This is a genomic window from Phenylobacterium sp., assembly GCF_028290885.1.
Taxonomy (GTDB): Bacteria; Pseudomonadota; Alphaproteobacteria; order Caulobacterales; family Caulobacteraceae; genus Phenylobacterium.
Window position 1 is genome coordinate 1 of sequence record NZ_JAQGIZ010000243.1, and the last position, 23,325, is coordinate 23,325.

Genomic DNA, 23,325 nt, shown 5'->3' on the forward strand with positions numbered 1-23,325 from the left:
GTCCGCCGCCCGGACCCCCGCCGCGCGGTCCGCCGGGTGCGCCGGCGCTGGCCTGGCCGCCGGGACCGCCCGGGCTCTTTCCCCCGGCCGCCAGCTTCAGCCCGCCGGCCACGATCATCACGACCAGGACCGCGAGAGCTCCAACGAGAAAGAAATGACGTCGCAACAAAGCGGTCGGCTCCGTCACCTGGGCGCAATCCAGGCGCATAAAATCGGTCAGGGCGCTCTTAAGAGCCCCGCATATACGCCGTCCAGTGCAGAACAATGCCGAAGCGTTTCAGTTCTGAAACAGCCAGCGACAGCCGAACGGGCGCCCTCGGCCGAGGGCGCCCGCGCTAAATCGGCCCAAATTGTGACAGATTACGCGTCGTAACCGGGCAGTTCACGATCGAGCTTGCGCAGGCAGCCCGGCCAGGCCAGCGCCCCGCCGATGCCGCGGCTGACCTGGTTGCGCACCTCGGCCTGCGAGGCGTCCGGCGCGATCAGCACGCCTTCACGCCCGGCCGACAGCGCCGCCACCTGCATGGTGCAGGCGCGCTCCAGGTAGTACATGCCGACCCAGCAGTTGGCGGCGGTGTCGCCGACCGCCAGCGTCCCGTGATTGCGCAGCAACATCAGTGTCTTGTCGCCGATGTCCGCCACCAGCCGCTCGCGTTCGTCGTGGTTCAGCGCGATGCCTTCGTAGTCGTGGTAGGCAAGCCTGGGCAGCACGATCAGGGCGTGCTGGGAGAGCGGCATCAGTCCGTCCGACTGGGCGGCCACCGCCACGCCGTTATCGGAGTGCAGGTGCATGACGAACTTGGCGTCCTCGCGGGCGTGATGGATCGCCGAGTGGATGGTGAAGCCCGCCGGATTGATGAAGTAGGGCGTCTCCTGGAGGATGTTCCCCTCGAGGTCGATCTTCACCAGCGACGAGGCGGTGATCTCCTCGAACAGCATGCCGTAGGGATTGATCAGAAAATGGTGTTCCGGCCCCGGAATGCGGGCCGAGATGTGGGTGTAGATCAGGTCGTCCCACCCGTAGAGCGCCACCAGCCGATATAGCGCCGCGAGGTCCACGCGGGCCTGCCACTCCTCGGCGCTGACCTTGCCCTTCAGCGAGACCACGCCTGCAACCGATCCGTCCGCCATGGGGCGTCTCCCGTTTCACCTAGTGCCGATAGAGTCGTCCCGGGCACGTCCAGCGTCAAGCACCGGGACACGCCGAGGGTGAACGAACGCCGTTCGGCGGCTTGACTTCAAGCTGGGAGAGCGACAACCATAAGGCGTCGAAGCCGGGGGTGCTCGCTGCCACGGGACGTCAGTTGGACTGACGGCCGTGGTCAGGATTCATCCGGAGGCCCCATGCGGCGCTCACTCATCGCATCCCTAGCCGGCGTAGCTTTGCTGTCTGCCGCAGGCGCCGCCCAGGCGGCCACCCTGGTCTACGACGCGACCCTCAATGGCGCGAGCGAGAGCCCGGCAAACGCCAGCGCAGGCGTCGGCTTCGCACAGGTGACGATCGACACTACCGCGAACACCATGGCGGTCAACGTCACCTTTTCAGGTCTCTCGGGCACAACCACCGCGTCGCATATCCATTGCTGCACGGCCGCGCCGTCCAGCGGCATAGCCGGTGTGGCGACGCAGGTGCCGACGTTCACCGGCTTCCCGCTCGGCGTCACGAGCGGGACCTATGCATCGCCGCTCTTCGACCTCACCCAGGCCTCGAGCTGGAACCCCGCTTTCGTGACGGCCAGCGGCGGCACTACGGCAGGCGCCGTGGCGGCCCTGCTGAGCGGCCTCGGCGCCGGCACGGCCTATCTCAATATCCACAGCACCGTGTACCTGGGCGGCGAGATCCGCGGCTTCCTGAGTTTGGTGCCGGAGCCGGAGACGTGGACGCTGATGATCACGGGGCTCGGCTTGATGGGCGCGGTGCTGCGCCGGCGCAGACTGGCCTCCCTAGCTGCGGACCCGCTCCACCGCATCCAGCCAGCGGGCGTAGGCGGCCTCGCGGCGATGGGTGTCCATGGCCGGCGCGAAGGGTTCGGTCTTCGGCCGCGCGGCCGCGGCCTCCTCGACGTCGCGGTAGACGCCGGAGCCGACCCCGGCGAACAGGGCCGCGCCCAGCGCCGTGGTCTCGCCGTAGGTCGCGCGGCAGACCGAGATCCCGGTCAGGTCGGCGAGGCGCTGGCTGAACCAGGCGCTGCGCGACATGCCCCCGTCGATGCGCATCTCCACCCCATTCTTGGCGCCGTTTGGGGCATGGAAGGTTTCGGGGGCGTCGGCGCGCATCGCCTCGATCAGGTCGCGTGTCTGCAGCGCCGAGGCGTCGAAGGCCGCGCGGGCGATCTCCGCCAGGCCCGCGTCGCGGGTCAGGCCGACGATGGCGCCGCGGGCGCCGGCGTCCCACCAGGGCGCGCCCAAGCCCGTGAAGGCCGGGACCAGCACCACGCCGAGATCGTCGCGCGCGTCCATCGCCAGCCGCTCGACACCTTGCGGCCCACCGCCGACATTCAGGCCATCGTTCATCCACTGGATGGCGGCGCCGGCGATGAAGATCGCGCCCTCCAGCGCATAGGTGGTCTTTCCGCCGACCCGCGCTGCCACCGTGGTCAGCAGCCGCGACCGCGAGGGGGCCGGCGTCTCGCCGGTGTTCAGCAGCATGAAGCAGCCGGTGCCGTAGGTGGCCTTCATCTCGCCCGGTCGGATGCAGCCCTGCCCCATCAGCGCCGCCTGCTGGTCGCCGGCCACGCCGCGGATCGGAATGGCGCGGCCGAGCAGGCCGGCCTCGGTCTCCCCGAAGTCGCCTGTGCAGTCGCGCACCTCCGGCATCAGGGCCAGCTGCACGCTCAGCATCTCGCCCATGTCGGCCGACCAGGCCTGCTTGCGGATGTCGAACAGCAGGGTGCGCGAGGCGTTGGTGGCGTCGCTGGCGTGGACCTTGCCGCCGGTCAGCTTCCAGATCACCCAGGTGTCGATGGTTCCGGCCAGGAGCTCGCCGGCCTCGGCGGCGGCCCGCGCGCCGTCGACGCGGTCCAGCAGCCAGGCGATCTTGGTCCCCGAGAAGTAGGGATCGAGCAGCAGGCCGGTGATCTCCGTCACCTGCCCTTCCCGGCCCTCGTCGCGCAGCTTCTCGCAGGCCTGCGCCGTGCGCCGATCCTGCCAGACGATGGCCCGGTGGATCGGCTTGCCGGTCCGCCGGTCCCAGACCACCACCGTCTCGCGCTGGTTGGTGATGCCGATGGCGGCGACGTCGGACATGGCGCGCGCGGCTTTCCGCACCGCCTCGCGCAGCACCTCGACACAGGCCTGGAAGATCGCTTCGGCGTCGTGCTCCACCCACCCGTCGGCCGGGTAGAACTGCTCCAGCGGCCGGCCAGCCTCGGCCAGCGCCCGGCCCTGGGCGTCGAACAGGATCGCCCGCGTGCTGGTGGTCCCCTGATCGAGCGCGAGGATCAGCGGATCGGCCATGTCGTCCCTCCCGACTTTTTGCTTGTCCGGTTTAAGCATGTTTTCATCCGCATCGCGCAAGTTCGCCGCTTAGGCCGTACCGACAGAATGGAGGGACAGGCTTGAGCGTCGCGTTGAGCAGCGAAAGCCTGCTGGAACTCGCCAAGAGCCGCTCGCCCGCGGACCGCGAGCGCCTGCTGCTGGGTATCGTGGAACTTTGCGACGCGGACGACGGCGCGGCCGCGACCGCCTCGCCGCCGGTGCAGGCGTTGCTGAACTCGATTTTCCTCGGCCTGGTGGCCGGCGCCGAGCGGGAGATCCGCAAGCGGCTCGCCGACAAGCTGTCCACCACCGAATGGGCGCCCCCGGCGCTGGTCAATGTGCTGGCGCTCGACGAGATCGAGATCGCCCGCCCGGTGATCGCCGCCAGCCCCGTGCTGAAGGACCCGGACCTCATCCGCCTGCTGGTCGAGGCGACGATCGAGCACCAGATCGAGGTGGCTCGCAGGCCGAACCTCGGCCCGGGCGTGGTGGCCGCGATCCTGAAGGCCGCCGAACCGGCGGTGATGACCGCGCTGGCCGGCAACCATTCCGCAGCGCTGGCGCCGGCCGACATGCAGCGGCTGGTGGCGGCGGCGCGCGAGGTGGCCTCGCTCCGCAGCCCGCTTTCGCGCCATCCCAAGCTCACCGACGAACTGGCGATGCAGCTCTACATCTGGGTCGGCCGGGCGTTGCGCCAATCGCTTGCCGAGCGCTTCCGGCTCGATCCGACGCTCATCGAGGCCGCGCTCGCCCAGTCCGTGCAGGAAGCGCACGGCGCCACGCACGGAAACGGCCAGGGCGTCGTCGTCCTGGCCCGCGACGGCGAGCGTGAGGCCATGGAACAGCGGCTCATCGAAAAGCTGCACGACGCCGGCCAGCTGCGGGCGGGCTATCTGGTCAGGGCCCTGCAGGAGGGGCGCCTGTCGCTATTCGCCACCGCGCTCGCCACCCTGGGCCGCTTCGAGGCCGACCATGTGCAGCGGGTGATCGATTCCGACCGGCCGGAACTGCTGGGCCTGGCCTGCGCGGCCGTCGGCATCGACCGCAGCGTGTTCCCGTCCATCCTGGAGATGATCCGCGCCCTGAACGGCGGCCGCCCCGGCGGCGGTCCCGAGGGTGCGCAGCGCGCCATCGGCGCCTTCGGCCCGGTAAACCCGCAGATCGCCGCCACCGCCTTCCGCCAGGCCGCCCTCTCGGTCTGAAGGCGGCCCGACCTCGGGTTTGACAAGCCCGCAGGCTTGTCGCTTGTGAATCAAGACACCTAGCGCAGGGGCCGTCGTGACGCGCATCGCCTTCACCGCCAGCGAACGCCCCGAGGCGCAGGAGGCGCGCGCGCGCCTGGCCGCCCGCTATGGCGACGTCCCCGTGGAAGAGGCCGAGGTTATCGTCGCGCTGGGCGGCGACGGCTTCATGCTGGAGTGCTTCCACGACTACATGGCCAGCGGCCTGCCGATCTACGGCATGAACCGTGGCTCGGTGGGCTTCCTGATGAACGACTACGACGAGGACCGCCTGGAAGAGCGCATCGCCGCCGCCGAGCGCGCGGTCATCCATCCCCTGCGCATGACCGCCCACGACGCCCATGGCGAGACCCACGTCGCGCTGGCGATCAACGAAGTCAGCCTGCTCCGCCAGACTCGTCAGACGGCCAAGTTGCGCATCTCCATCGACGGAAAACTCAGACTGAGCGAACTCTCCTGCGACGGCGCGCTCGTCTCCACGCCGGCCGGCTCGACCGCCTACAATCTCTCAGCCCACGGCCCGATCATTCCCCTCGACGCCCGTGTCCTCGCCCTTACGCCGATCAGCGCGTTTCGGCCGCGGCGCTGGCGCGGCGCACTGCTGGCCCACACTGCCAAGGTGACCTTCGAGATCCTCGAGGCGGCCAAGCGACCGGTCAGCGCCGTGGCCGACAATATCGAGGTGCGCGACGTCGTGGCCGTGCATGTCGCCGAACACCGCGAGGTGGCGCTGAACATGCTGTTCGACGAGGGCCGCAGCCTGGAGGAGCGCGTCCTGGCCGAGCAGTTCTCCGCCTGATCGCCGGCGGCGGCGAGGGGCCGCGGAAAGCCAGTCAAAACCGTGGCTTGGCTCTCATCGGTTATTAACAGATCGGCTCTAGGGTTTACGGGCATTCAGCTAGAAGGCCGTTCCATGACCCAACAGAATCCCGGTCAGATGATCCAGCCCGCCAACGCGCTGCGCCTGAAGGTGGGCGGCGGCCGGCTGGGCGCGATCGATCCGGCGGCCATCGCCAAGGCGGAAGCGGCGCTGAAGAGCCTGGCCAGCAACTTCGCCCAGTGGCTCGCCGACGAAATCACCAAGCTCGAGGCCGCCCGCCAGCAGGTCCGGGCCGAGGGCCCCACGCCCGAGGCCATGGAGAACCTCTACCTGCGCGCCCACGACCTGAAGGGCCTGGGCACGACCTACGGCTACCAGCTGATCACCCGCATCGCTGGTTCGCTGTGCCGGATGATCGACGACAAGGAAAAGCGCACCGCCGCGCCGCTCGAACTGGTCGACGCCCACATCGACGCGATCAAGGCCGCGGTGCGCGACGACATCAAGTCCGACGACCACCCGGTCGGCAGCGTCCTGGTCGAAGAGCTCGAGCGCCGGGTCAAAGCCATCGCCGCCTGAAGACCCGCCGCCAAGCGACCGTCTTACATCACGTTTTCGAGCGGCTCCTCCACCGCGCCATAGCCGGCGTGGGGCGGCAGCACCAGCACGCGGCCTGACGCCCGCGACTGGATCTGCGGCTGCACGGTGACCAGCGTCCGCGCCGCCGCGCGAGCCACCGCGTCCTCGGCCCCGCTCGCCTCGGCCAGCAGCTTGAGGTTCATCCTTGTCGGGAAGATCACCTTGCGCTCGCCGGCCGCGGCCAGCCGCAACGCCTCGGCCGGCGCGATCCATTCGGCGTCCACCGTCTCCCGCCCGTCGCAGGCCGCCAGCTGCTCGGCCGGCGCGTTCACCGCATAGAACCAGGTGTCGAACCGCTTGGGCGTCAAAGGCGGCGTGATCCAGCGGGCGAAGACCGTCAGGGCCGAGAGGTCGAGCTGCGCCTCCAGGTCGCTCACCACGTCGATGAAGGCCGTGGTCCCGGCGTCCACCGCCGCGCGCACCTCCATCGGACAGGCCTCGCCGCTCATCGGCTGGCCGTCGCGGCGCTTGGCGAGCAGGATCCCGGCCTCCTCGAACACCTCGCGTATGGCGGCGATGCGCAGGCCTCGCTGCTCGGCGTCATAATCCTCCCAGCCCAGCACATGCCCCGCCCACGCCGGATCGTGATCGCCCGCATGGCTCTTGCCGCCCGGGAACACCAGGGCGCCGGAGGCGAAGTCGATCTGGTGGTGCCGCTTGACCATCAGCACCTCGAAGACCGGATCGTCGCGCAGCAGCAGGATGGTCGCGGCCGGCTTGATCTCGGCGGCCTCATTTGGGGTGTTCTGGGGAGTATCGCTCATGCCCGAAGCTTGGGGCGCGGAGCCGGGACGCGCAAGCCGGCTAGGCGCTCTGCGCCGCCTCGGCGTCGGCGCGGGCGCGGCCGGAGACCGCGTCCATCTTGTCGAGCAGGTAGTCGACGTCCTCGCGGGCCGTGGACTGCGGCTGGGTGAGGAAGCGCTGCAGCATGCGCTCCTGGAAGCGTTCCAGATCGTGGGCGCCGCCGTCGAACTCCAGGGAGTGGAAGGTGTCCACCGCCGCACGGAAGGCGGGGAACAGCCGGGCCGGCAGGCCGGCGCGCTCGTAGATCGCCCGCAGGCCCAGCGGTCCGGCGTCGTGGATCATCAGCCAGGTGCGGTGATGCGGCACGCCCGCGAGCTCGGCCACCCCCCACTCGAAGAAGGCCATGTGGCCGTTGGCGAGCGCCCGCAGCAGCAGCGAGGGGGTCAGGCGCTGCTCGGCTGCCAGGTGGGCCACGAAGGCGCGCACGTCGGGAGCCCGCCCCGCCTGGTCCACGAGATCGACGGTGGCCCGCTCGGCGGAGCCCACCGCCAGGCCGAGCGCGGTTTCCGGGTCGACGGCGTGATGGGCGATCAGGTGGTCGCGCAGCTGGTCGCCCACCAGCGTGATCAGCCTCTCGCTGACCGAGGGCGGCAGGACGTTGCGATAGGCGACGGCGGCCAGCACCCTCTCGTGCTTCTCGAAGCGGACCAGCACCTGCTGCAGGGCGGCCTCGGCGAAATCGGCGTTGTCGTTGGCGCAGGCCGCGCTGACCGCGCGCGTCCCGCCATGCTCGGCGATGGCGTCGGTGACGGTGCGCGACAGCATCGGCCGGCGTGCGATGGCCAGCTGGCGGACCGGCCCGCCCAGCCGCGCGATCCTCGCCAGGTCTCCGTCCGTGAACGCCGGCGAGCAGGCCAGCATGGGCAGGGAGATGCTCTCCACGTCGCGGGCGAGCTTGAGCGCGACGTCGCGCGGCACCAGCGGCGACGCCTTCAGCGTGACCGCCAGGGCGCGGCGGACCATCTCGGAGGCGTCCGCGGCCATGACGCGCAGGATCTCGGCGGCGGTCTCGCGGTCCTCGTCGCCTAGCGGGGCCGCCTCGACAGCGCGGCACAGCTTGTAGGCCGCGGCCGCCCGCTCGTCGGCGGTCGCGCCCTTCACGAGCGTGCGGATGTCTGCCTCGGTCAGCGCTGAGCGCGTCGTCGACATGATCCGCTGCGTTCCCCCGACGCGGAGCGCCAGACCCACCCCTGGGTCCGAACTCCCACGAGTCTGACTGTCTACGGTCATGCTTAACGACGGGTTAGGGATCGAGTCTGTGGATGGAAGTTTTCGCTTGGCCATGGCCGCCTGCGGCCGCGTCGCCGGGCGCTTCGCAAGGCCCGTGAAACGGTTCTAGAGTGCCGCCGCATTAGTCGAGGGGAACCGCCACGTGCTGCTCAAGGGCCTGAAGGTCGTCGAATTCGCTTCCTACATCGCCGCCCCGGGCGCGGCCTGCATCCTGGGCGACTGGGGCGCGGACGTGATCAAGGTCGAGCGGCCCGGTGGCGATTCCATGCGCCACGTGTTCGCCGACGTGAAGACCGAGCTCCCGAGCAACCCGACCTTCGACCTCGACAACCGCGGCAAGCGGGCCGTGGTGCTGGATGTCGGCAAGCCGCAGGGGCGCGAGGCGCTGGCCCGGCTGGCCGCCGCCGCCGACGTCTTCATCACCAACGTGCGGCCAGCCGCCCTGATGCGCGCGGGCCTCGACGAGGAGACCCTGCGCGCCGCCAATCCCAGGCTGGTCTATGCGCTGGTCACCGGCTACGGCCTCGAAGGTCGGGAGGCCCACAAGCCCGGGTTCGACGTCACCGCCTTCTGGGCTCGCGCGGGCGTCGCCAACATGACCGCGCCGAAGGGCGCGGACCCCGTCATGCTGCGCACCGGCTTCGGCGACCACATCACGGCGCTCGCCACCGTCTCGGCGATCCTGGCCGGACTCTACGAGCGCGAGCAGACCGGTAAGGGGCGGCTGGTGCAGACCTCGCTCCTGGCCACCGGCGTCTACACCGTCGGGTCCGACCTGGCCGTGCAGATGAGGTTCGGGCGGCTGATGTCCAATCGGCCGCGCAGTCAGCCGCTCAACCCGCTCTCGAACTTCTACAAGAGCTCCGACGACCGCTGGTTCGTGCACAATCCGCGACGGGGAAACCAGGATTGGCCGGATTTCGCCACGGTCGCGGGCCGCGCCGACCTGATCGAGGACGAGCGCTTCGCCACCGGCAAGGCGCGGCGGGAGAACAGTCCCTTGCTGGTCGCCGAACTCGACAAGGGCTTCGGGGCCATGCCCTTTGACGAGATCGCAGCGAAGCTCAACGCCGCCGACATGGCCTGGGCGCCGGTGCAGACACCCGCCCAGGTCGCCGCCGACCCGCAGGTCATGGCCTCCGGCGCCATCGTCCAGGTGGAGGACGGCCAGGGTGGAACCTTCCCCTCGCCGGCCTCCCCCGCCCGCTTCCCGGGCGCCGACCAGGCGGTCCGCCCCCGCTCGCCGACGCTGGGCGAACACACCCGCGAGGTGCTGGGCGAGATCGGCTATTCGGAGCGTGAGATCGAGGCGATCTTCGAGGCGGACGCGGCGGCCTAACCGTCGCGGCTTTCCGAGAGGACCTTCAGCATCTCGCTGGTGAACATCGAGCTCGTGAGGCGGCTGCCGACGCCCATCTGGTCGCTGGGCTGGGTCCCGCGCAGGATCAGCGAGATCAGCGCCTCCTGCTGGCGCTGGTGGTCCGCGCGCCGCGCCGAAGCGTACTGGATGAAGCCGCCGTCCTCCGCCGGCGCCGCCGGCGGCGCCTCGATCGGCAGGGCCGACCCCGCGGTCTTGGTCAGGTTGGCGTAGACCTCGCCGACCGTCGCCGCGCGCCCGTCGCGGTAGAAGATCGCCTTGTTGGAGTGCGCCGCGTCGGGAAACAGCTGGGCCGCGGTAGCGCCCGGCCGCGTCTGGACAGCCTCGATCAGCTTGGCCGAGCCTTGGGGCCCAAGGAAGTGGGCGGCGTAGAGCTCGCCAGCCGTCGGCGCGCGACCGGTGCGGCCCTTCAGGTAGGCCGCCGAGTCGGAGGTGAGTTCGCCGGCCATCAGCGAGGCCGCGTGCGGGTCGAGCCGCAGGTCCATCACCGCCCGGCGCGCCTCTTCGCCGGCGACATGGTAGTGGCCATCGGAGCCCTTGCTGATCAGCTCGGCGTAGCGGGCGTAGCCGTGCTTGGCGCCGTGCTGCTTGAGCGTCGAGAGCCAGGTCTGCTCCACGAACTGGAAGAGGCCGGCGGCCGACGAGCCGCCCGCCTTGGCCGCCGGGTTCATGCCGCTTTCGCGCCCGGCGGTCTTCATCAGGAACGAGAAATCGACGCCCGTCGCCTGGGAGGCGCGCTGGATCGCCGCCTCAACGACTCCACGGATGCCCTCGATCGCCATGCCCCGGAGTCCTGAACCTTCATGGTTAATGCAGCGCTAACCATGATGACGGTAGCCGCCCTACCGGAGAGGCCAGAGCCCCGGTCGAACGGGCCTCGGCCTCTCGCCTACCGGGCCGGGGCGGCTACTGTGGCTTGCCTTTGTCCTTGTCGGGACGCGCGTTCTGGGCTTTGGCGGCGGCTTGGCCATGTTGGGCCTGCGCAGCCGCCTGCTGAGCGTGTTGCGCCTGCCCTGCCGCCTGCGCCGCGGCCTGCTGAGCGTGCTGCGCTGCGGCCTCGGCCTGGGCGGCCTGGTGCTGCTGCGCCTGCGCCTGGCCCTGCTGCTGTTGGGCGGCATGCGCGGCTATCGCTTGCTGCTCGTGAGCAGCCCGGCCGGCGGCCTGGACCTGCTCGGCCTGCTGGCGTCCGGCGTCCCGCTGAGCCCGCTGGGCCTCGGCCTGGGCGCGTTGCTGATCGCGCGCCTGCGCCTGACCGCGTTGCTGGTCGCGAGCCATCTGGGCCTGCTGGGCCTGCTGGCGTCCGGCGTCCCGCTGAGCCCGTTGCGCGTCGGCCTGGGCGCGCTGCTGCTCGCCCGCCTGGGCCTGACCGCGTTGCTGGTCGCGAGCCATCTGCGCCTGCTGGGCTTGCTGAGCCTGCTGTCGGCCCGCGTCGCGCTGGGCCCGTTGCGCTTCGGCCTGGCCGCGCTGCTGCCCGCCCGCCTGGACCTGTGCCCGCTGCTGTTCGCGAGCCGTCTGCGCCTGCTGGGCCTGCTGGGCCTGCTGGCGGCCGGCCTGTCCACGCTGGGCCTCGATCTGGGCGCGTTGCTGGTCACGGGCGGCCCGGCCGTTGAGGTCGGCCTGGGCGCGCTGTCCGCGAAGGGCGTCGTTGCGAGCCCGGGTCTCGGCCTCGGCCTGCAACCTCTGCTGGTCGGGGCCTCGGGAGGCGAACTGGTCGCGGGCCCCGGACTGAGCTTGACGCTGCGCGTCGGCCTGGGCGCGGGCGGCGTCCTGCGCCTGGACCTGCTGCGGGCGGCCCTGGGCGATGTCGCGGCCACCCCCAAACGGACGTTCGCGAGGGGGCGGCGGAGCCGGAGCGGCGCCGATGACCGGCGCGACGCGCGCGGCGTAGGCCTGCCGCTGGGTGCGTTCCTGAACGAAGGCGGCCTGCTGTTGCTGCGGCTGGGCGGCGCGCTGGTCGCGCCAGCTGCGCCAATCGCCGTTGCGCTGCTGCTCTTGGGCCCACTGCCGCTGCGGGGCCAGCACCACGTCGCGATTGGCCCGCCAGTCGCCGGCGTAGGCGGCCTGCCGCGGCTGGCGCAGGGCGGCGTCGTAGAGGCTGCGCGCGCGAACCAGGTAGCGGGCGGCGTAATCGAGCTGCGACGGGCCATAGTTCCCATAGGGCCGGCCATAGCTGTCGAACACCTCGGCCAGATAGCCGTCGTCGTAGGCGTAGGAATAGTCAGCGTCGCGGATCAGGAAGGGGTAGTCGCTGTCGCCGCGGTAGAAATACTCACGGACGCCGTATGGGGTCTGCTCGACCACGCGGTAGGCGCCGTAGCTTGTGCGCCACACCCAGGGGCGCTCGCCCTCGTAATAGACCGTGTAGTCGGGCGGGCTGTCGGCGAAGGCGTCGCCCAGCTCGTAGGCGTCGTCCACGTAGCTGTAGAGGGGCCGCTGCGGCCGCCCCACGCGGGCCAGCGGCGGCGCGGGCGGCAGCTGGTCGGCGACGGGCGCTATCACCGCGGGCGGCGGCGTGGCCTCGGCCAACGGCAGGCTGGCGATCGGCGCGCCGGTGACAGGGCCGGCCGGTTTCTGGTTGCACGCGGCGAGCGCCAGGCTCGTGGCGGCGGCGGTCAGGAGTAGGACGCGGTAAGACATGATGCTCAAACCCTCGGGCAAGCTCTGCTGTTCCAATCGGGCCGCCGAACATGCCTCGGCGGACATGAACGGCGGCGGAATTGCCGGTTCAGGTCTTAGTCTCGCCACCAGCTGCGGACTTTTTGCGCGCAAGCCAGAGGGAGTTTGCCATGGCGGACGTGCATTACGGCGTGGTCCAGCAGGACGGCGCCTGGATCATCATCGGCGACGGCCTGCACTTCGGATCCTACAGATCGCGCTGGAGCGCCGAGCGCGCCGCGCGGCGGCTGGCAAAGAGCTCCGCCGGCCTTCCCGTGCAGCTCCACGTGCAGGACGAGAGCGGGGAGCTTCGGCCGCCCGCCCATTTGCAACCCGACGACTGAGGTTCCCCTGGCGGCGCCTACGGCGTTCGATCCTACTTGACGCCACGACAGTTCCGGCGACAGATATCACATGCGTAATATATTACGCTGGTGAATTTGATCGGAGCGCGCCATGGTCATCCGTCAGGTCTTCCCCTTCGGTTTCGAGCCCCGTAGCGGGCGGCGGTTGCCGCCGCACATCCGTATGGCGATCGGCGTCTCGCTGGCGCTGCATGCCGCGGCCCTGGCCTACCTGGCCTATGCGAAGTTCAACCCGCCGGCCCAGCCACGCGAGGTAGACGCGCCGGTGACCATCGCCACGCTGCTCACGCCGAAGAAGCCCGAACCGCTGAAGCCGCTCGTCGAGAAGCCGCCGGTGGCGCTGCATCCGCCGACCACTATCGACCTGCCGCCGATCCAGCCCCTGCAGACACAGCCGATTCTGCGGGACACGCCGCCCGAGTTCACTGCCGTGGACAAGATCCCCGTGCAACCGCCCGCGGCCGACACCTCGCCCGCGCCGACGCATGTGATCGGCAACCCCAGCTGGCTGCGCCGACCCACGGGCCAGGAGATGGCCGACGTCTACCCGGAACGCGCGCTTCGCCATGAGATCGGCGGCATGGCCACGCTCGCCTGCGCGGTCGCCGCTTCAGGGGCGGTCCATGATTGTCGGATAGACGGCGAGGCCCCCGCCGGCGCCGGCTTCGGCCCCGCCGCGCTCAAGCTCGCCCGCTTCTTCCGCATGAACCCCCAGACCATGGACGGCCGGGCGGTGGACGGCGCGACCGTCAGCATCCCGATCCGCTTCGCCCTGAAGTGAGCTCGCCCCGCCGGCCTCCTATTTGGCGGCGGCGCCCAGCTTGCGGGCCAGGTATTCCGCCGCGGCGGTGTCGGCCTTCAGCCAGGAGCCGTAGCGCAGGAAGCCGTGGATGTCGTCGGGGATGACCAGCTCCTCGTAATCAACGCCCTTGGCCTCCAGCCGCCGGGCCAGGTCGACGGTCTCGGCGAAGTGGACGTTGCGGTCGTCGTCGCCGTGGATCAGCAGCACCGGCGAGGTCCAGGTCGCCACGTCGGCCACCGGCGAGGCGCGGAACGCGACCGCCATGGCCTCGGCGAGGTCGCCCTTCTCGTAGCGGTCGAGCCGCGCGCCGGCCTCCCGGTAGACGGTGCGCGACCAGTCGTGCACCCCGTGGAAGTCGACGCCAGCCTTGAAGAGGTCCGAGTTCCTCGCCAAGCCGAGCGCCGTCAGCAGGCCGCCGTAGGATCCGCCCCAGATGCCGATCCGCGCCGGGTCGACGCCCGCCGTCGCTTGCAGGAAGCGCCCGCCGGCCGCCACGTCCTGGTACTCCGACGAGCCGGTGGGGCCGCCGCGTTCCGGATGCTGGAAGTCCCAGCCATAGCCGATCCCCAGCCGGTAGTTCACCGACAGCGCCGTGAAGCCGTGGGCGGCCAGGTATTGGTTCACCGCATAGGCGTTGCTGTAATAGTCCATGTAGGACCAGCCGAGCATCATCTGCCGCGGCGGTCCGCCGTGGACGAAGATCACCCCGGGGGTCTTGACCGCGTCCTGCGCCTGGAAGAGCTGGCCCTCGACAGTGGTGCCGTCCGGCGCCTTGAACGTCACTTTCTTGGGAACCACGAACCGGGCGCCGGGAAACTCCGGCCCGGGGGCCTGGCCCGCCAGCTGGCGGCGGCCTGAGCCGTTCAGGGCGATCATCTCGACCGCCGGCGGGTGGCGCGCGTCTGCGCCGATGAAAGCCGCGCCGGTGGAGAACGCCGCCGGGCTCCACTCCAGGGTCGCGCCGCCGGTGAGCGGCGCAGGCGCCCCGCCGTCGACGGAGACCCGGTAGATGTGCCGCCGCTGGTTGTCGTCGGGGTCCTTCCCGGTGTTGGCGGAATAGATCAGCGTCTTGCCGTCGGCGCTCACCGCCAGGTGCTCGACCATGAAGGCGCCGGGCGTCAGCAGGCGCGGTTCGCCGCCGGCCGCCGTGACCGCATAGAGGTGCGGCCAGTTGTCGACCTCCGAGAGGAAGGTCAGCCGATCATTGCCCGCCCAGTGCAGGTTGGCCTCGCCGGCCACGTCCGGATAGGAGCCGTGCAAAGTGTCGGGGCTCTTCCAGACCCGGTGGCCGGCGCCGGTCGCCGCCTCCGCGGTCCAGATCGCCCAGGGTTGCGGCGAGCGCTTCAGAATCGGCTGCGGCGCGCCGCCCAGGCCGGGCTTGCGGGTGAAGGCGATGCGCTTGCCGTCCGGCGACCAGACCGGCGCGTCGTCGACGCCCGTCGAGGGCGCCATCCAGGCGATGGGCTGGCCCTCGGCCGAATAGACTCCCACGAAGGCGTGGTCCTCGCGGTTGGAAACGAACGCCAGCTTCGCGCCGTCCGGCGACCAGGCGAGTTCGCTGTCCTTGCCGCGATCGAAGAACAGCTTCTTGGCGCCGGTCCCGTCGAGCTTCGCCGTCCAGACCTGGTCGTCCTTCAGATAGGCCAGCGCGCCCGTCGAGGAAATCGCCGGGGCGTCGCCCTCGACGATCTTGGCGGCCGGCTTGGCGCCGGTCGGGTCGGCGAACCACAGGGTGATCTTCGGTTCTGTCGGGTTGGAAGTCGGGTCGGGCTGCAGCGCCCCCTTGGCCGGCCAGTTGGCGTCATGGTCGCCTCCGCGCACGAACACCAGCACCGAGCCGTCCGGCGAGAAGGTGAGCTGGGTCAGCTCCTGACCGTCGTCCTCGGTGAACTGGGTCACCTGCTTGGGCGTGAAGACGGGCCCCTCGGCCACCCAGACGTTGCGGACCCCGCGCACAACGCGAACCCAGGCAATGCGATCGGCGTGCGGCGCGCTCATCAGGCCGAGCACGAAGGGATAGGACAGCGCCTCGCGTATCGAGAAGCTTTCCGCCCCCAGGCTGGCCCCAGGCAGAAGCAAGCCCACGGCCAGAGCCGCACCGATGATCAGTCCCCGCATTCAATCCCCCAACTCGACACAAGGTAACTTTCACGGAGAAGTCCGCCCGCCGCCAGCGAAAGAACCGGGGTCGCCTCAGTAGCTCTTCGGCTGCCCCAGCACGCGCTCGGCGATGTAGTTGAAGACCATCTCGCGGCTGATCGGGGCCAGGCGCGCGATCATCGACTCGCGGAAGTAGCGCTCGACGTCGAACTCCTTGGCGTAGCCCATGCCGCCCAGGGTGAAGACCGCCGTCTCGCAGGCGTGGAAGCCCGCCTCCCCGCCCAGGTACTTGGCCGCGTTGGCCTCGGCTCCGCACTCGCGCCCGGCGTCGAACAGGGCGGCGGCCTTGAACGCCATCAGGTTGGCCGCCTCAAGCTCCGCCCAGGCGCGCGCCAGCGGGTGGGCCACGCCCTGGTTCTGGCCGATCGGCCGCCCGAACACCACACGCTCCTTGGCGTAGGCGGCCGCCCGCCTCAGCGCCGCGCGGCCCAGGCCAACGGCCTCCGCCCCGAACAACACCCGCTCCGGGTTCAGGCCCTCCAGCAGGTAGTAGAAGCCGCGCCCCTCCTCGCCGACCAGGTCGTCGGCCGGCACCGGCAGGTTGTCGATGAACACCGAGTTCGACTCCACCGCCTTCCGGCCCATCTTGGGGATCGGGGTGGCGGTGATCCGGCTGCGGTCGAAGTCGGTGTAGAACAGCGAGAGCCCCTCGGTGGACTTCTTCACCTGGTCGCGGGGCGTGGTCCTGGCGATGATCAGGATCTTGTTGGCGCGCTGGGCGGAGGTCGTCCACACCTTGCGGCCGGAGAGCAGGTAGCCGTCGTTGGTGCGCTCGGCCTTGGTGGTCAGGCTGGTGGTGTCGAGGCCCGCGTCCGGCTCGGTGATGCCGATGCAGAGCTTGTCCTCGCCGGAGATCAGGCGGGGAATGGCCCGCTTCTTCTGGTCCTCGCTGCCGAACTTCGCCACCGGCATGGGGCCGAAGATGTTCAGGTGCAGGGCGCTGGCGCCCGAGAACCCCGCGCCGGACTCGGTCACCGCCTGCATGGCGACGGCGGCCTCGGTCAGGCCGAGGCCCGAGCCTCCGAGGGCCACAGGCATGGCCGCGCCCAGCCAGCCGGCCTGCGCCATCGCCGCCACGAAGTCCTCCGGGAACTGGCCGGTCTCGTCGGCGCGCCGCCAGTAGTCGGCGTCGAAGCGGGCGCAGAGGCGCAGGACGCCGTCGCGGATCGCCTCCTGCTCCTCGGTGAACCAGAACCCGTTCATCGCGCCCTCCCCCCAATGCGACTTGTCTCGAACCTGGCCGGATCGAGTCGCGGCGCATAGGGACCAGGATCACGCCCCGTCACGCAAGCGGTGACGACCTGCGCGACCAGCGGCGCCAGCAGCCAGCCGTTGCGCCGCGCGCCCACGGCCAGGATAATCCCGGGCGCGGCTGAGGGCCCGGCCATCGGCAGGCCGTCCGGCGTCGCCGCCCTGACGCCCGCGGCGGCGGCGAAGGTCGCGCCCTCAAGCGCCGGGAACAACCGCCCCGCCGCCCGCACCAGCGGTTGGAGCGCCACGGGATCGATCCTGGCGTCGTCGAGCCCCGGCTCCATGGTCGCGCCCACCGCCAGGCCACCGCTTCCCGGCACGGCGTAGGCCCCCTCGCCGCGCAGGCTGACCCGTCCGCCGCGGACGTCGGAAAAGCGCAGGATCTGGCCCTTGATCGGCGTCAGCCGGCGAAGCTCTGGCGCCACATCGATGAGGCCCGGGCCGGCTCCGGTGGCGATCACCAGCCAGTCCGCCTGGCCGCGCCCGCGGGCGGCTTCGGCCCTAAATTCCACGCCGGCCGCCCGCGCCGCCTGGCGCAGCGCGCGCAGCGCGGGGCCCGGCTCCAGCCGCCAGTCCTCGCGCACCAGCAGCGCCTGCAGGTCCGGCGCGATCCCCGGCGCCAGGTCGTCCAGCATGGCGCGCGGCAGGTCCGCGCCGCGGAGGCCCAGCCGCGTCAGGCGCGCGCGGACCTCGGCCAGCCAGGCCTCTGATCCCACCGCCGCCGTCCCCGAGCGGTCGACCTCGACGCCGGCCCGGGCGGCGAGTCCCGGCCACAGGTTCCGCGCCGCCAGCAGCAGGTCGAGGTCGCCGGTTGTCTCGGCGTCCAGCGCCGCTTCGAACACCGGCGCCAGCATGCCGGCGGCCACCGCCGAGGCGTTCGATCCCTCCGTCGGGTCCCAGACGCTCACCGAACAGCCGGCGTCGGCCAGGGCCAGGGCTGCGCTCAGCCCCAACGCCCCCGCGCCCGCGACGATCACCTCGGCTCCTCGGCTCATGCCGTTAACGAGCCGTCCGGCCACGGAAAATCAAGCGGAACCCGGTTCCCGCAAAGGGGTTCAGCGAACCAGAAGGGGTCCTCGGTCCCCGTATCCATCAACGGAGCATCGACATGGCCACCGCCACCCACTCGACCAGCAAGAAGAGCGCCGGCGCCCGCAAGACCGCCGCCGGCAAGAGCACGACCAGCCGCGGGCCTGACGCCGTGGCCCTGCTGGAGGCCGATCACCGCGCGGTCGAAAAGCTGTTCGGCCAGTTCGAGAAGGCCAGGGACGAGGACCGCAAGAAGGCGCTGGCCGACAAGATCTGCCTGGAGCTGAAGGTCCACATGCAGGTCGAGGAGGAGATCTTCTATCCGACCAGCCGCGACTATCTCGAGGACGAGGACATCGTCGACGAGGCGGTGGTCGAGCACGCCGCCGCCAAGGACCTGATCGCCGAGATCGAAACCATGCAACCGGGCGAGGATCTCTACGACGCCAAGGTGACCGTCCTGCAGGAGCAGATCGAGCACCACGTCGAGGAAGAGGAGAGCGAGTATTTCCCGAAGCTCCAGAAGACCGACATGGACATGAAGGCGGTCGGCGCCATGCTCAAGGCTCGCAAGGCAGAGCTGATGGGCCAGATGGGCGGCGCCCCGGGCCGCGCTGTCCAGTAGACGGATGGCCGAAGCCCTCGATCCTGCCCTGCCGCCCGCGGTGGACGCGCTGGCCCAGCGCGTCCTTCGCGAGGCGTGTGACCGGAACCTTCGGCTGGCGACCGCCGAAAGCTGCACGGGGGGCCTGCTGGCTTCGCTGCTCACCGACATCCCGGGCATGAGCCATGCCTTCGAGCGCGGCTTCGTGGTCTACACGAACGAGGCCAAGGCGGAGATGCTGGGCGTGTCCAAGGCCATCCTCGACAACGACGGTGCGGTGTCCGAGCCCTCGGCGCGGGCCATGGCCGAGGGCGCAATCGCCCACTCGAACGCCGACCTCGCCGCCTCGATCACCGGCTTCACCGAGGGCGGCCCCGGCCAGCCCGCAGGCCTGGTGCACCTCGGCTGCGCCCGACGCGGCCAGCCGACGAGGCACCGCAAGCTAGAGCTCGGCGATGTCGGCCGCGCCAAGGTGCGGATCGGCGCCCTGGAAGCGGCGCTCGCCATGCTGGCCGAGCAGCTGGCCGCCGCGCCGATTGCCGCCGCGACGGCGCCGACGTAGCGTGCCGCCGGTCAGGATGCGGCCGCCAAGAGTCGCGCCCCGGGGAGGTTCCAGATGCAGACGTCAACATTGCTGGCAGTGCTGTTGAGCGCGGCCGCGCTCGCCCCGGCCGCCATGGCCCAGGGGCCGAAGCCCGCGTCGCCGGCCGCCGCCCGGAAGGCGCCGCGCACCGCCTTCGGTCAGCCGGACCTGCAAGGGCTTTGGACCAACGCCACCATCACGCCCCTGGAGCGGCCGACGAAGTACGGCGAGCGGCTGGTGCTCACGCCGCAGGAGGCCGCCGCGGCCGAGGGCGACCGCGACAAGGAGGTGGCCAACGGGCTGAAGCCCTCCACCGACCTCGACAAGAAGGAGATCGCCACCTGCGAGGTGAAGGGCTTCTCCGGCGTCGACTGCGGCTACAACGCCTTCTGGGTCGATCCCGGCACCAAGGTGATGCGGGTGGGGACCGAGGCCAGGACCTCGCTGATCACCTCGACGCCGGAGGGCAAGATCCCGCCGCTGACCGCCGCCGGCCAGGCCCGCGTCGCCCAGCGCGCCAAGCTGCGGGCCACCGGCAAGGCCTTCGACGGGCCCGAATTCCTGTCGCTCGGCGAGCGCTGCATCCTGTCGTTCTCGTCCAGCGCCGGCCCGCCGATGCTGCCGCTGCTCTACAACAACAACTACCAGATCGTGCAGACGCCCGACGCCGTGGTGATCGAGGTGGAAATGGTGCACGACACCCGCGTCATCCGCCTGAACGGCAAGCATGGGCCGGCCGGCGTCCGTCAGTGGATGGGCGACTCGATCGGCCATTGGGAAGGCGACACCCTGGTCGTCGAGACCGTGAACCTCAGGCCCGAACAGGCGTTCCGCGGCGCCTCGGGCGACGTGAAGGTGATCGAGCGCTTCACCCGCATCGGGCCCCGACAGATCAAGTACGACTTCACCATCGAGGACCCGGCGAGCTTCACCCGGCCATGGGGCGGCGAGCTGGCGATGACCGCCACCAAGGGCCCGCTCTACGAATACGCCTGCCACGAGGGCAATCACGCCATGGAAGGCATCCTCGCCGGCGCCCGCCTGCAGGAGAAGCAAGGCAAGGCCGTGGGCCCGGCAGCCGAGGAAGAAGGCGGGCAGTAGCACTCGTCTTCCCCCGGTACGGGGGAAATGTCGCCGATGGCCGAAGGCCGGGCGACAATGGGGGAAGTGCTCTTCGTCTTCCCCCATCGACCCGCGAGCTTCGCTCTTGGGCCACTTCCCCCGTACCGGGGGAAGACCATCACTCCGCCGCGATGCTGACGGGCCGGGCACGGTCCTTGAAGTTGATTTCCTGGAGGTACTTGATGCCCTCCTCGGCGATGTCGTCGCCGACCATCTTGTCGCCTTCGCGCTTCAACTCGTCCATGTCGACATAGGTGGCGTAGAAGGCGCGCGTGCGTTCGGTGATCAGGCCCGCGTTGTGCAGGGTCTTGATCAGCACGCGGAAGATGTTGGTCTGGCTCTTCAGGCGTTCGCGCCGCGCATCGTCGTTCTGGATGATCTCACGCACACCGGCCAACACCAAGTCCGCATCGAGGCCGAAGTCGCGGTAGACCTGCGCCTGCTGCACGGGCGAACCGAGGTTGAACAGCAGGCTCTGGAAGCAGTGCGCGGCCCAGTCCTCGACCGTGTCGCGTTCCTCCTGGCTCATCCGCGGAATGGTGCGGTCGGCCCAGATCTTCCCGAACTTGTGGTGGAAGGCCTCGTCGGTCATGACGAGCTGGAACAGCTTCCGGGCCAGCGGATCGCGGTTGTACTGGAAGCCGGTGGCGAAGGCGCCCATGGCCAGGCCCTCGACCAGCATCTGCATACCGACGATCTTCTTGTAGACCTCCGGCGCGGAGATGATGTCCACGAGTAACTGCTGCAGCACCACGCCGCACGGCCGCGGCCGGCCCCAGCGGGCCTTGATGTACTTGGCGAAGGCGGTGACGTGGCGGGCCTCTTCGCGCGTCTGGTTGGCGGCGTATTCCTGCGCGCCCTGGTCCTTCAGCACGTGGCAGAGGCTGGCCGACAGGTTCAGCGCGCCCTGCTCGCCGTGCAGGATCGAGGAGAACTGCCAAAGCGTCATCTCGTTGATGAACTTTGCCTTCTGGCCGGTCTTCTCGAGGTGTTCGAGGACGTAGGGCACGCCCAGGCTGACCACCTGGTCGTCCGGCAGCAGCGCCTCGTTCTCCATGTCCCAAGGGGCGGAGAAGTCGATGTACTTGGGATCGAGCGGATCCCAGAAATGGTCGTGGGTCGCCGAGATGATCTTGTCGAACGCCGTCGAGCGGGCGCCGTAGCGGTCGAGCTCGAGCATGGACTCGAAATCGTCCGGCGCGACGGCGTCGTACAGGATATCCTTGGTGATGTTGCCGTCGGCCATCTTTCGTGTCCTCCGCCTGAGCCAATTCGATCGTTGGATCGGATTGGCTCAGGTAGTGTTTCGTTAGAGCGTTTTCTCTGTGAGAAAAATGCTCGGGGCCTGAGTAAGAGAACATCAAAGCGCCAACTGAACAATGATCTCTTACGTCACACGCCGTTACGAACAGCACGCCCGCGGCCGCGTCGCCTACGTCGAGATCGACAACCAGAAGAAACTCAACAGCCTCTCGTCCGAAGTGATGAGCCAATTCATCGACGTCTTCCGCAATCTGTCGGCGGACCCTGCCCTGCGCGCGGTGGTGCTGTCCGGCGCCGGCGACAAGGCCTTCATCGGTGGCGCCAACATCGACGAAATGGCCGCCGTCGATAGCCCCGAAGCGGCGCGGGCCTTCATCCTGAAAGTACACGGCTGCTGCCAGGCCATCCGCGACCTGCCCGTCCCGGTGATCGCGGCGGTCGACGGCTGGTGCCTGGGCGCGGGGCTCGAGGTGGCGGCCGCTTGCGACATGCGCCTCTGCTCCGATCAGGCCCGCTTCGGCATGCCGGAGGTGCGGCTCGGAATCCCTTCGGTCGTCGAAGCCGCCTTATTGCCCGCCCTGATTGGGTGGGGCCGCACGCGTCGGATCCTGATGACCGGCGAAATCTTCGGCGCAGGCGAAGCGCTGGCCTGGGGCCTGGTGGAGGAGGTCTATCTGCAGGCCGCGATCGAGACGGCCGTCGAGGACCTTCTGGAGAAGCTGCTCGAGGCCGAGCCCAGAGCGGTGCAGCTGCAGAAGACGCTGATCCAGCAGTGGGAGGAACTGCCCACGAGCCAGGCCATCGCCGCCGGCGTCGACGCGTTCGAGGACGCCTGGACCACCGACGAACCTAAAGCCTCCATGGCCAAGTACCTCGCCGAGCGGGCGCAGGCGAAGGGCCGCTGAACGTCAGGCGGCCGGCTGCGCCTGGCCCCAGCCCTGGTGCCACTCCGGCTCGCCGGAATAGCGCTCCGCCAGGAAATCCACGAAGGCGCGGACCTTGGCCGCCAGGTGCCTGGCGTGCGGATAGACGGCGTGCACGTGGATCAGCTGCGGCTCGTAGGCGCAGAGCAGCGGGGTGAGGCGCCCGGCGCGCAGGTCCTCCGCCGCGGCGAAGGCCGGCGTGCGAGTTACGCCCAGGCCGCGGCGGGCGGCGGCTACGCAGGCGTCGGCGCCCCCGAACCTCAGTCGCCCGTGCACACGCACTTCATAACGGTCGGCGTGGCCGCCGTAGCTCCAGACCAAGGGATCGCGCAAGTTGTTGTCGAGGATCGCCTCGTGCTTGGCGAGGTCGTGCGGCGTGGCCGGTGTTCCGGCCGCCTGCAGATAAGCGGGCGCGGCGCAGGTCACCATGCGGACGGCGGCGAGCTTGCGCGCGATGACCGAGGAGTCGGCCAACTGGCCGATCCGCACGCCGACATCGAAGCCCTCCTCCACCAGGTTGACGATCCGGTCGGTCGAGGAGACGTCGAGCGACACCTCCGGATAGGCCGCGGCGAAGTCCAGCAGGGCCGGCGTCAGCTGGCTCGCGCCGAAGGAGACGGGCGCCGATATCTTCAGGAGGCCGCGGGGCCCGCTCTGGTCGCGCACCGAGCCCTCCAGGGCTTCGAAGTCCTCCAGCAGGCTGCGCGCCCGTTCGAGGTAGGCCCGCCCGGTGTCGGTCAGCGAAACGTCGCGCGTGGTGCGGTTGAGCAGCCGCGCGCCCAGCCGGTTTTCCAGCCGCGCGACCAGTTTGGACACCTGGGCGCTGGAAACCCCGAGACGCCGCGCGCCTTGCGTAAAGCTGCGGGCGTCCGCGACGGCGGCGAAGGCGCTGATTTCGTCGAAACGGTCCATGACACAGCTCAGTTCATTGCTTCCCGATCGGAAACATAATTGTGCAGAAGGACCGGATTATCAACTG

At 70.1% G+C, this 23,325-nt stretch carries 21 protein-coding genes and 1 pseudogene; 11 read left to right on the forward strand and 11 right to left on the reverse strand.

Annotation, left to right across the window (positions count from 1 at the left end):
* Nucleotides 1–360: 360 nt before the first annotated feature.
* Complete coding sequence (locus JWP28_RS16155) at nt 361–1,131, reverse strand: class II aldolase/adducin family protein (protein WP_299544503.1); 771 nt, start codon at nt 1,129–1,131, stop codon at nt 361–363.
* A 213-nt stretch (nt 1,132–1,344) separates the two neighbouring features.
* Here JWP28_RS16155 and JWP28_RS20675 point away from each other — a divergent pair.
* Nucleotides 1,345–1,926 (forward strand): annotated as a pseudogene (locus JWP28_RS20675) (CHRD domain-containing protein); the annotation flags it as partial.
* An 18-nt stretch (nt 1,927–1,944) separates the two neighbouring features.
* Here the strand turns inward: JWP28_RS20675 and glpK are convergent.
* Entirely contained in the window at nt 1,945–3,456 is a 1,512-nt protein-coding gene (gene glpK / locus JWP28_RS16165; protein ID WP_299544506.1) for a glycerol kinase GlpK, read from the reverse strand.
* A gap of 101 nt (nt 3,457–3,557) precedes the next feature.
* Between glpK and JWP28_RS16170 the strand changes: the two genes are divergently transcribed.
* From JWP28_RS16170 to JWP28_RS16180, 3 genes are all read left to right on the forward strand, one after another.
* Nucleotides 3,558–4,679: a DUF2336 domain-containing protein gene (locus JWP28_RS16170; protein WP_299544508.1), complete on the forward strand. Its 1,122-nt coding sequence runs from the start codon at nt 3,558–3,560 to the stop codon at nt 4,677–4,679.
* Between the two features lie 76 nt (nt 4,680–4,755).
* Nucleotides 4,756–5,517: an NAD kinase gene (locus JWP28_RS16175; RefSeq protein ID WP_299544510.1), complete on the forward strand. Its 762-nt coding sequence runs from the start codon at nt 4,756–4,758 to the stop codon at nt 5,515–5,517.
* 114 nt (nt 5,518–5,631) lie between these two features.
* The gene (locus tag JWP28_RS16180) at nt 5,632–6,117 is read left to right on the forward strand and encodes an Hpt domain-containing protein (protein ID WP_299544511.1); all 486 of its coding nucleotides are present in this window, start codon (nt 5,632–5,634) and stop codon (nt 6,115–6,117) included.
* Between the two features lie 23 nt (nt 6,118–6,140).
* Here JWP28_RS16180 and JWP28_RS16185 read toward each other — a convergent pair whose 3' ends face one another.
* The gene (locus JWP28_RS16185) at nt 6,141–6,941 is read right to left on the reverse strand and encodes an NUDIX hydrolase (protein WP_299544512.1); all 801 of its coding nucleotides are present in this window, start codon (nt 6,939–6,941) and stop codon (nt 6,141–6,143) included.
* 40 nt (nt 6,942–6,981) lie between these two features.
* Entirely contained in the window at nt 6,982–8,130 is a 1,149-nt protein-coding gene (locus tag JWP28_RS16190; RefSeq protein WP_299544514.1) for a DUF2336 domain-containing protein, read from the reverse strand.
* A gap of 223 nt (nt 8,131–8,353) precedes the next feature.
* Between JWP28_RS16190 and JWP28_RS16195 the strand changes: the two genes are divergently transcribed.
* A complete protein-coding gene (locus JWP28_RS16195) occupies nt 8,354–9,550 on the forward strand; it encodes a CaiB/BaiF CoA-transferase family protein (RefSeq protein ID WP_299544516.1) in 1,197 nt (398 codons plus the stop codon).
* On the opposite strand, the gene JWP28_RS16200 is transcribed toward JWP28_RS16195, so the two are convergent.
* Both JWP28_RS16200 and JWP28_RS16205 read right to left on the reverse strand, forming a co-directional pair.
* Nucleotides 9,547–10,371, reverse strand: a complete 825-nt coding sequence (locus JWP28_RS16200; RefSeq protein ID WP_299544518.1) for a transglycosylase SLT domain-containing protein — start codon at nt 10,369–10,371, stop codon at nt 9,547–9,549. The genes JWP28_RS16195 and JWP28_RS16200 overlap by 4 nt on opposite strands.
* Nucleotides 10,372–10,495: 124 nt before the next feature.
* The gene (locus JWP28_RS16205) at nt 10,496–12,226 is read right to left on the reverse strand and encodes a hypothetical protein (RefSeq protein WP_299544519.1); all 1,731 of its coding nucleotides are present in this window, start codon (nt 12,224–12,226) and stop codon (nt 10,496–10,498) included.
* Between the two features lie 149 nt (nt 12,227–12,375).
* Here JWP28_RS16205 and JWP28_RS16210 point away from each other — a divergent pair, with 149 nt between their 5' ends.
* Nucleotides 12,376–12,588 carry a hypothetical protein gene (locus JWP28_RS16210; protein WP_299544521.1) on the forward strand — a complete coding sequence of 71 codons (213 nt, stop codon included), beginning with the start codon at nt 12,376–12,378 and terminating at the stop codon, nt 12,586–12,588.
* Nucleotides 12,589–12,700: 112 nt separating this feature from the next.
* Nucleotides 12,701–13,390, forward strand: coding sequence for a TonB family protein (locus JWP28_RS16215; protein ID WP_299544523.1), 690 nt, complete (start codon nt 12,701–12,703; stop codon nt 13,388–13,390).
* 18 nt (nt 13,391–13,408) lie between these two features.
* On the opposite strand, the gene JWP28_RS16220 is transcribed toward JWP28_RS16215, so the two are convergent.
* From JWP28_RS16220 to JWP28_RS16230, 3 genes are all read right to left on the reverse strand, one after another.
* A complete protein-coding gene (locus tag JWP28_RS16220) occupies nt 13,409–15,529 on the reverse strand; it encodes a prolyl oligopeptidase family serine peptidase (RefSeq protein WP_299544525.1) in 2,121 nt (706 codons plus the stop codon).
* Between the two features lie 75 nt (nt 15,530–15,604).
* Nucleotides 15,605–16,774, reverse strand: a complete 1,170-nt coding sequence (locus JWP28_RS16225) for an acyl-CoA dehydrogenase family protein (RefSeq protein WP_299544527.1) — start codon at nt 16,772–16,774, stop codon at nt 15,605–15,607.
* A complete protein-coding gene (locus JWP28_RS16230; RefSeq protein WP_299544529.1) occupies nt 16,771–17,817 on the reverse strand; it encodes an FAD-dependent oxidoreductase in 1,047 nt (348 codons plus the stop codon). Before JWP28_RS16230 ends, JWP28_RS16225 begins: the two co-directional genes overlap by 4 nt.
* Before the next feature lie 113 nt (nt 17,818–17,930).
* On the opposite strand from JWP28_RS16230, the gene JWP28_RS16235 reads away from it, so the two are divergent.
* From JWP28_RS16235 to JWP28_RS16245, 3 genes are read left to right on the forward strand one after another with little or no spacing between them, the layout of a single operon-like run.
* Nucleotides 17,931–18,476 carry a hemerythrin domain-containing protein gene (locus JWP28_RS16235; RefSeq protein ID WP_299544531.1) on the forward strand — a complete coding sequence of 182 codons (546 nt, stop codon included), beginning with the start codon at nt 17,931–17,933 and terminating at the stop codon, nt 18,474–18,476.
* Between the two features lie 4 nt (nt 18,477–18,480).
* Nucleotides 18,481–19,017: a CinA family protein gene (locus tag JWP28_RS16240; RefSeq protein WP_299544533.1), complete on the forward strand. Its 537-nt coding sequence runs from the start codon at nt 18,481–18,483 to the stop codon at nt 19,015–19,017.
* A 54-nt stretch (nt 19,018–19,071) separates the two neighbouring features.
* Nucleotides 19,072–20,139, forward strand: a complete 1,068-nt coding sequence (locus tag JWP28_RS16245; protein WP_299544535.1) for a hypothetical protein — start codon at nt 19,072–19,074, stop codon at nt 20,137–20,139.
* Between the two features lie 139 nt (nt 20,140–20,278).
* On the opposite strand, the gene JWP28_RS16250 is transcribed toward JWP28_RS16245, so the two are convergent.
* On the reverse strand, nt 20,279–21,406 hold the full coding sequence (locus JWP28_RS16250; RefSeq protein WP_299544537.1) for a ferritin-like domain-containing protein: 1,128 nt from the start codon (nt 21,404–21,406) through the stop codon (nt 20,279–20,281).
* Nucleotides 21,407–21,539: 133 nt separating this feature from the next.
* Here JWP28_RS16250 and JWP28_RS16255 point away from each other — a divergent pair, with 133 nt between their 5' ends.
* On the forward strand, nt 21,540–22,328 hold the full coding sequence (locus tag JWP28_RS16255; protein WP_299544539.1) for an enoyl-CoA hydratase: 789 nt from the start codon (nt 21,540–21,542) through the stop codon (nt 22,326–22,328).
* Between the two features lie 3 nt (nt 22,329–22,331).
* On the opposite strand, the gene JWP28_RS16260 is transcribed toward JWP28_RS16255, so the two are convergent.
* Nucleotides 22,332–23,258, reverse strand: coding sequence for a LysR family transcriptional regulator (locus JWP28_RS16260; protein WP_299544541.1), 927 nt, complete (start codon nt 23,256–23,258; stop codon nt 22,332–22,334).
* Between the last annotated feature and the right edge of the window lie 67 nt (nt 23,259–23,325).

Coding starts and splice junctions, on each gene's coding strand:
- JWP28_RS16155 (WP_299544503.1), bottom strand. CDS start 1,131: ATGGCGGACGGATCGGTTGCAGGCGTGGTCTCGCTGAAGGGCAAGGTC.
- glpK (WP_299544506.1), bottom strand. CDS start 3,456: ATGGCCGATCCGCTGATCCTCGCGCTCGATCAGGGGACCACCAGCACG.
- JWP28_RS16180 (WP_299544511.1), top strand. CDS start 5,632: ATGACCCAACAGAATCCCGGTCAGATGATCCAGCCCGCCAACGCGCTG.
- JWP28_RS16185 (WP_299544512.1), bottom strand. CDS start 6,941: ATGAGCGATACTCCCCAGAACACCCCAAATGAGGCCGCCGAGATCAAG.
- JWP28_RS16190 (WP_299544514.1), bottom strand. CDS start 8,130: ATGTCGACGACGCGCTCAGCGCTGACCGAGGCAGACATCCGCACGCTC.
- JWP28_RS16200 (WP_299544518.1), bottom strand. CDS start 10,371: ATGGCGATCGAGGGCATCCGTGGAGTCGTTGAGGCGGCGATCCAGCGC.
- JWP28_RS16205 (WP_299544519.1), bottom strand. CDS start 12,226: ATGTCTTACCGCGTCCTACTCCTGACCGCCGCCGCCACGAGCCTGGCG.
- JWP28_RS16210 (WP_299544521.1), top strand. CDS start 12,376: ATGGCGGACGTGCATTACGGCGTGGTCCAGCAGGACGGCGCCTGGATC.
- JWP28_RS16215 (WP_299544523.1), top strand. CDS start 12,701: ATGGTCATCCGTCAGGTCTTCCCCTTCGGTTTCGAGCCCCGTAGCGGG.
- JWP28_RS16220 (WP_299544525.1), bottom strand. CDS start 15,529: ATGCGGGGACTGATCATCGGTGCGGCTCTGGCCGTGGGCTTGCTTCTG.
- JWP28_RS16225 (WP_299544527.1), bottom strand. CDS start 16,774: ATGAACGGGTTCTGGTTCACCGAGGAGCAGGAGGCGATCCGCGACGGC.
- JWP28_RS16230 (WP_299544529.1), bottom strand. CDS start 17,817: ATGAGCCGAGGAGCCGAGGTGATCGTCGCGGGCGCGGGGGCGTTGGGG.
- JWP28_RS16235 (WP_299544531.1), top strand. CDS start 17,931: ATGGCCACCGCCACCCACTCGACCAGCAAGAAGAGCGCCGGCGCCCGC.
- JWP28_RS16240 (WP_299544533.1), top strand. CDS start 18,481: ATGGCCGAAGCCCTCGATCCTGCCCTGCCGCCCGCGGTGGACGCGCTG.
- JWP28_RS16245 (WP_299544535.1), top strand. CDS start 19,072: ATGCAGACGTCAACATTGCTGGCAGTGCTGTTGAGCGCGGCCGCGCTC.
- JWP28_RS16250 (WP_299544537.1), bottom strand. CDS start 21,406: ATGGCCGACGGCAACATCACCAAGGATATCCTGTACGACGCCGTCGCG.
- JWP28_RS16255 (WP_299544539.1), top strand. CDS start 21,540: ATGATCTCTTACGTCACACGCCGTTACGAACAGCACGCCCGCGGCCGC.
- JWP28_RS16260 (WP_299544541.1), bottom strand. CDS start 23,258: ATGGACCGTTTCGACGAAATCAGCGCCTTCGCCGCCGTCGCGGACGCC.